The organism is Streptomyces sp. CT34, assembly GCF_000805335.1.
Taxonomy (GTDB): Bacteria; Actinomycetota; Actinomycetes; order Streptomycetales; family Streptomycetaceae; genus Streptomyces.
The window spans coordinates 5,145,498-5,152,284 of sequence record NZ_KN708638.1 but is presented as its reverse complement, the minus strand read 5'-3'; the positions used below and the strand labels follow the sequence as shown (position 1 = coordinate 5,152,284).

The following is a 6,787-nucleotide window of genomic DNA, read 5'->3' as shown; positions in this document are numbered from 1 at the left end:
GGGCGGGGTGGCGCCCCCGCCCCGGCCGTCGCGCCGGCCGCCTCTTCCGCGCTCGCTCACCCGGTCACTGTACGGAGGGCCCGAGGGCCGCGGGACGGCCGGTCACCGGAGGCCCACCGGGGGCGCGGCCCCGGTGGCCACCGCCTCGCACCGCTCGCCACCGCCGGACCGCCGTCTCGCACGGAACGCACCGTACGACGCGACGCCCGGCGCGCCGCGATGACGGCGACGCCGGGCGTCGTTCGGATCCGATCGGGTCGGATCAGGTCGGGTCGGATCAGGTCGGGTCGGATCAGGTCACTCCGCGGGGTGGGCGGTCACACCGCGCTGCCCGCGACCCACTGCGACCAGGACATGTCCCACCCGTTGAGCCCGTTGTCCGGCCGGATGGTCCCGCCCGGGGAGTTGATCACCTTGACGACGTCGCCGAGCTGCGAGTTGTTGAAGAACCACGCGGCGTCGGTCGACGGGTCCTTGCCTCCCTTGACGTCCTGGAGGCCGATGCAGCCGTGGCTGGTGTTGGCCTTGCCGAAGACGCCGCCGCTCCAGTAGTTGCCGTGGACGAAGGTGCCGGAGTTCGACAGCCGCATCGCGTGCGGGACGTCGGGGATGTCGTACTGGCCCTTGCCGTCCTTCTTGGTGATGCCGACGGTCGCGCCGTTCATCCGGGTCTGCTGGTCCTTCTCGGAGATGACCATCAGGCCGTTGTAGGTCGGGTGGTCCTTGCCGCCGGAGGAGATCGGGAGGGTTCTGATCACCTTGCCGTCGCGCACCACGGTCATCCGGTGCGTCTTGGCGTCGGCGGTGCTGACCTGCGAGTGGCCGACGGTGAAGCCGACGGTCCTGTTCTGGACGCCGTGGACGCCGGGGGACGCCTCGACGCCGTTCAGGCCGAGCTTCATGGTGACGTGGGAGTTCGGCTTCCAGTAGTCCTTCGGGCGGAAGTCCAGCCGCTGGTTGCCGAACCAGTGGCCGACGACCTGCTGGTTGCTGCTCGACACCACGCTGATCGCGGACTGGACGGCCTGGCGGTTCTTGACCGGCTTGTCGAAGTTGATCGACACCGGCATGCCGACGCCGACGGTCGAGCCGTCCTCCGGCGTGAAGTGCCCGAGGAACATGTTCGCCGGCGACCCGGTGGTGAAGGTGGAGTTCGCCACGGTCTTGCGGCCCTGGGAGTCCGCGGCCTGCGCGGTGATCTTGTACGTGGTCGAGTGGGCCAGGGCCTGCTGGGGCCGCCAGGAGGTGCCGTCGGCGGACAGCGTGCCCGCGACGGTCTTCTGGGCGGCCTGCCCGCCGTGCGCCGCGACCGTGGTCATGGTCACGTCGGTGAGCTTGCCGCCGGTGACCGTCACCTTGGTGCCGCCAGTGGCGACGTCGGTCGAGCCGTCCTGCGGCACGATGTTGATGTTCGCCTGCGAGTCCGCCTGGGAGGCCGCCTCGTCCATCTGCTGGGTGTTCTCGTGACGCCCGGTGTTCGCGGCGTCACTGCGGTCGGCGGCGCTGCTGGCGCCACCCGCGGCGACCGTGAGTACGCCCCCGAGCAGCGCGGCTCCGGCTATCAGGCCCTTGCGGCGCTTGCTGTCCGTCATCACACGCTTCTCCATTGCTGCCGATTTCGAAAAATCCCCGAGCGAGCCGCCAACTGAACGCAGGCATATCTGGACGCAGGCATTCCGGCCGACTCCAGGGAAACGCCTTTTCCGATTCGCCCGTTCCATTCCTCGGAGGAATGTGGGGAAGGCCACTCAATGCGGCAAAAAGGCTAATATTCGGGAATTGCCGCAGATCGTGTCACACCCTTCCACCGGCCACCATGGCCCGAGTCACACCCCCTGACCGCATAACGACGGCCCGCCCCACACGTCATCGGCCCCCGTCCGGCGGGATGCCGTACGGGGGCCGTGGGGTGGTCGCCGGGTGGTCGGTGGTGGTGCGCCGCCGGCCGGCGGGGGTCGGGGGCGGCGGTCGCCCGGTCAGCCCTCCCCGTCCGCGTCGTCGGCCAGATCCCACTCCGCCGCGTCCCACTCGGCGTCGGGGTCGTAGTCGGTCATCTCCTCGCTGCTCCAGGAAGCCTGCGCGAGTTCGGTGCCGGGCACTCTGGTGACCAGGTCGAAGGGGTCGATGAGGTGGGCCAGCGCCTCCGCCGGATCCTCTCTCACCGTTTCCTCGGACTGCCGGCGCTCCTCTTCCGGGATCGTCGGGTCGGCGTTGATGTGGTCGAGAGCGGCGCCGGTCAGCTGGTCGGCGTCGGTGATCTCCATGACCAGTTCGACGTGAAGCCGCACAAAACGTGATGTCTCACCATTGCTCATAGCACGGAGCGTAAGCACGTCCGGGTCCCGACTTCCCCGCGACCCGCGGCGGTCACTAACATCTGCGGTCAACGGCCAATTCGCCGAACCCACAAGGGGGATAGCTTTCGTGACCGCACGACGACCGCTACTGACCGCCGCTGCCGCGGGATCGGTGCTGGCCGCCCTGTGGTTCGTGCCGTCCGCCAACGCGACCGTGGGAGATGACGGAGCGACACATTCCGCTGTGCGGACGGCCTCCGTGCCGGCCCACGCGGGGCAGGCGAACCTCTCCGGGACAGCGGGCCGATCGGGTGCCGCGGACGGGCGGGCGGGCCACCCGGGCGGCGCCACCCGGGGCGGGCAGCGCGCCGAGAGCCGCTCCACCACCGCGCACCCCGGCGGCGCCGCGCCCGACGGCGGCCGGCCGCACCGCCTCGCCGACACCGGAAGCCCGGACACCACGCCCTATGTGATCGGCGGCGCCGCCTGCCTGGCGCTCGGCGCCGCGCTGGTCAGCTACTCGGTACGGCGTACGCGATACGAGGCCGTCTGAGCCCGGAGTGGGACTGCCCGTGGGCGACGGCCCGCAGGAGGCTGCCCGACGACCGCGGGCCGGTACGCCATCCCGCCGGACCGCGGACCGTACCGCGTACCGGACCGGGCTCCTGACGCAGCGTCAGTTCGTCACACCAGCGCCCCGGTCACCGACTCCACGGCCGCCACCAGCTTCCCGTCCCGGACGAAGGCGTACGCGGCCTCCAGGTCCGGCGCCAGGAAGCGGTCCTCGCCCGGCCCCTGGACGCCCGCGGCGCGTATGGCGTCCAGGACGGCGCGGGTGGCCGGCGCCGGGGCCAGGCCCTGGCGCATCTCGACGGCACGGGTCGCCGCGTAGAGCTCGACGGCGAGGATCCGGGTCAGGTTGTCGACCGCGGTGCGCAGCTTGCGGGCCGCCGACCAGCCCATCGAGACATGGTCCTCCTGCATCGCGGAGGACGGGATGGAGTCCACCGACGCCGGCGCGGCCAGCCGCTTCAGCTCGCTGACCAGCGCTGCCTGGGTGTACTGGGCGATCATCAGGCCCGAGTCGACGCCCGGGTCCCCGGCGAGGAAGGCGGGCAGCCCGTGTGAGCGGTTCTTGTCCAGGAGGCGGTCGGTGCGGCGCTCGGCGATCGAGCCCAGGTCGGCCGCGGCGATGGCCAGGAAGTCCAGGGCGTAGGCGACCGGCGCTCCGTGGAAGTTCCCGTTGGACTCGACCCGGCCGTCGGGCAGCACGACCGGGTTGTCGACGGCGGCGGCCAGCTCGCGGTCGGCGACCAGGCGGGCGTGGTCGAGGGTGTCCCGGCCGGCGCCGGCGACCTGCGGGGCGCAGCGGATCGAGTACGCGTCCTGGACGCGCGGGGCGTCGTCCTGGTGGTGGCCGGTCAGGCCGGAACCGGCCAGCACCTTCAGCATGTTGGCGGCCGAGGCGGCCTGGCCGGGGTGCGGCCGGATGGCGTGCAGCTCGGGGGCCAGGACCTTGTCCGTGCCGAGCAGCGCCTCCAGGGAGAGCGCGGCGGTGATGTCCGCGGAGGTGAACAGCCGGGCGAGGTCGGCGCAGGCCATCACCAGCATGCCGAGCATGCCGTCGGTGCCGTTGAGGAGGGCCAGCCCCTCCTTCTCGCGCAGTTCGACGGGGGCGATGCCGTGCTCGGCGAGCAGTTCGCCGGAGGGCCTTACGACGCCGTCGGGGCCCTCCGCCTCGCCCTCGCCCATCAGCGTCAGCGCGCAGTGCGAGAGCGGCGCGAGATCGCCGGAGCAGCCGAGGGAGCCGTACTCGTGCACGACCGGGGTGATGCCGGCGTTCAGGAGGGCGGCCATGGTCCCGACGACCAGCGGGCGGACGCCGGTGTGCCCGGAGGCCAGGGTCTTCAGCCGCAGGAACATCAGGGCGCGGACCACCTCGCGCTCCACCCGCGGGCCCATGCCGGCCGCGTGCGAGCGCACGATGTTGCGCTGGAGCTGGGCGCGCAGCTCGGGGCTGATGTGGCGTACGGCGAGCGCGCCGAATCCGGTGGAGACGCCGTAGACCGGGTCCGGTTTGGCGGCGAGCTCGTCGATGAAGGCGCGGGAGGCGGCGACGGCCGTGCGGGCCTCCTCGGACAGCTCGATCCGGGCCGCGCCGCGGGCCACCGCGATGACGTCCTGTGCGGTGGTGCCGGACGTCCCCAGCACCACAGTGTGCATATCCATATTCAGGCACCCTAGAGACTGAATCGCTGGATGTCACCACCCGATTTCCCGATCACCCCTTACCGATCATCGCCCCCGGACCCCCTCGTCCGCCGCGCCCCGGGGCTCACCTCCGGAACCGCCGGCGCTCCGGCCCCGGCGGCGGCGCCGGGGAGTCCGCCAGCCGTACGACCGGGTCGTCCGCCCCGCCGTGCCGCCCGGCCACCACCGGCTCCCCCGACTTCGCCGCCTTGGCCCGGTACTGCGCGGCGTCCGCGAGCCGGAAGAGCCGCCGCGCGCTGCGCACCGCGCCGATCGCGTCGCCGGTCGACGCGACCCCCACCGCGACGCCCTCGCCCAGGTCCAACTCGGCGGCCCGGTAGCACAGTTCACCGGCCACCTTGACCACCTCGTCCGACGGCGGCCCGACCGCCAGCAGGCAGAACTCGTCCCCGCCCAGCCGCGCCGCGAGGGTGCCGGGCAGCATCGCCCCGCACAGCGACAGCACCGACCCGAAGCGCTCCAGCAGCCGGTCGCCGACCGCATGGCCGCGCGAGTCGTTCACCCGCTTCAGCCCGTTCAGATCGCACACCACCAGGCTGACCACCGCCCCCTCCGCGCGGTGCAGCTCCAGCGCCTCGTCCAGCCGCATGTCGACGGCCCGGCGGTTGGCGAGGCCGGTCAGCGCGTCGGTGAAGGCCAGCAGGCGGGCCTCCGCCAGGCGTTCGGTCTGCGCGATGCCGGCGGCCGTGACCGCGGCGAGCACGGTCGCGAAGTCCGTGTCCGCCCGCCGGAACACCGGCTCCCCGGCCCGCCGCGCCACATACAGCTCACCCCACGCCCGGCCGTGCAGCACGATCGGCGCCACCACGCAGCAGCCCCGGCCGCGGCGGCGCAGCGCGGCCACCCGCTGGTGGTTGTAACGGCCGCCCGCGGGCGGCCCGCCGCCGGGCTCGCCCTCGGCCACCTCCACCCAGGCGTTGGGCTCGCCGCCGCCCGCCCACTGCTCGTGCAGAAAGCCGACGATCTCCGGGAACTCGTGCACCGGATACGTCTCGTGGTCCGGGAACTCCCGCTCTCCCGGGGCGAGTTCGCCGACATTGACCAGCACCCGGAGGCGCCCCAGCTCGCGCTCCCACTGCGAGATCGCCGCGAACGAGCCCCCCAGCGCCCGACACGCGCCCTGTGCCGCCGCCCGCGCCGAGTCGCGCAGCGTGTGCCCGGCGGCCATCGCCTGGGCCAGCTCCACCACGGCCCGCAGCCTCGCATCGCCCTCGCCCGTCACCGGATCCTCGCATTCCGTCACCGTGAGCACGCCCTGTACTACAGCGTAGGAATGATTGACCCGATTCGCCCCTTCCGGCGGAGATCAGACACTCTCAGGGGCGACCGCCGGATCGCCGAGCCCTCGGAGGCCCGGCCCCCGGCGGCGCCCCGGTCCTCACTCCCCGGGCCAGTCCGGCTCGCGCTTCTCGTTGAAGGCCGCGACGCCCTCCGCCCGGTCCCCCGAGAACGCCACGCTGCGCCAGGCGCCGTCCTCAAGATCCAGCCCGGTCCGCAGATCCAGCCCGTGCCCGAGCCGCAGCGCGCGCTTGGCCGCACGCAGCCCCACCGGCGAGTTACGGGCGATCCGGCCCGCCAGCGCCAGCGCCTCGGCCCGGTCCTCGCCGTCCGCCACGAGCTGGTCGACCATCCCCAGCCCGGCAGCCTCGGCCGCCGGCACCCGCCGGGCGGTGAACACCAGCTCGGCGGCGCGCGCCGCACCCACCCGGCGCGGCAGCAGCTGCGTCCCCCCGCCGCCCGGGATGACGCCCACCGACACCTCCGGCAGCCCGACCACCGCCGTGCCGTCCGCGACGATCAGGTCGCAGGCCAGCGCCAGCTCGTAGCCGCCGCCGAGCGCGAAGCCGTGGACGGCGGCGACGGTGGGCATCGGCAGTTCCAGGACGCCCGTGTAGGCGGCGCGGGTGCGCGGGCGCTGGCGCATCAGGTCCGCGTCCGTGAAGGAGTTGCGCTCCTTGAGGTCGGCGCCCACGCAGAACGCCCGCTCGTGGGTGGAGCTGAGCACCACCGCCCGTACGGACGGGTCGGCGGCCAGCGCGGCGCACGCCTCGGCCAGCGCGTCCGCCATCGCCGTGGACACCGCGTTCATCGCCTTCGGCCGGTCCATCACCAGCTCCGCCACGAAGCCGTGGTGCTCGACACCGACCCATTCATCCGCCCCGTACCGCTGCATACAGCCCTCCCGCGTCCGATGGCACGACCGCATCCGGTTAACGATC

6 protein-coding genes are annotated in these 6,787 nt (G+C 73.1%); 1 reads left to right on the top strand and 5 read right to left on the bottom strand.

The window, feature by feature from the left end; translation table 11 throughout:
* Positions 1–317 precede the first annotated feature (317 nt).
* Together RZ84_RS22590 and RZ84_RS22585 are read right to left on the bottom strand one after the other, a co-directional pair.
* Entirely contained in the window at positions 318–1,592 is a 1,275-nt protein-coding gene (locus RZ84_RS22590) for a L,D-transpeptidase (protein ID WP_107068297.1), read from the bottom strand.
* A gap of 384 nt (positions 1,593–1,976) precedes the next feature.
* Positions 1,977–2,315 (bottom strand): hypothetical protein, encoded by a 339-nt coding sequence (locus RZ84_RS22585; protein WP_052230098.1) that lies wholly within the window; start codon positions 2,313–2,315, stop codon positions 1,977–1,979.
* A gap of 109 nt (positions 2,316–2,424) precedes the next feature.
* Here RZ84_RS22585 and RZ84_RS22580 point away from each other — a divergent pair, with 109 nt between their 5' ends.
* Positions 2,425–2,850: a hypothetical protein gene (locus RZ84_RS22580; protein ID WP_043265817.1), complete on the top strand. Its 426-nt coding sequence runs from the start codon at positions 2,425–2,427 to the stop codon at positions 2,848–2,850.
* Between the two features lie 131 nt (positions 2,851–2,981).
* On the opposite strand, the gene hutH is transcribed toward RZ84_RS22580, so the two are convergent.
* The 3 genes from hutH to RZ84_RS22565 all read right to left on the bottom strand — a co-directional run bounded on the left by hutH (position 2,982) and on the right by RZ84_RS22565 (position 6,741).
* On the bottom strand, positions 2,982–4,526 hold the full coding sequence (gene hutH, locus RZ84_RS22575; protein ID WP_078894092.1) for a histidine ammonia-lyase: 1,545 nt from the start codon (positions 4,524–4,526) through the stop codon (positions 2,982–2,984).
* Positions 4,527–4,632: 106 nt separating this feature from the next.
* A complete protein-coding gene (locus RZ84_RS22570) occupies positions 4,633–5,736 on the bottom strand; it encodes a GGDEF domain-containing protein (RefSeq protein ID WP_052230533.1) in 1,104 nt (367 codons plus the stop codon).
* Between the two features lie 210 nt (positions 5,737–5,946).
* Positions 5,947–6,741, bottom strand: a complete 795-nt coding sequence (locus tag RZ84_RS22565; RefSeq protein WP_043265815.1) for an enoyl-CoA hydratase/isomerase family protein — start codon at positions 6,739–6,741, stop codon at positions 5,947–5,949.
* Between the last annotated feature and the right edge of the window lie 46 nt (positions 6,742–6,787).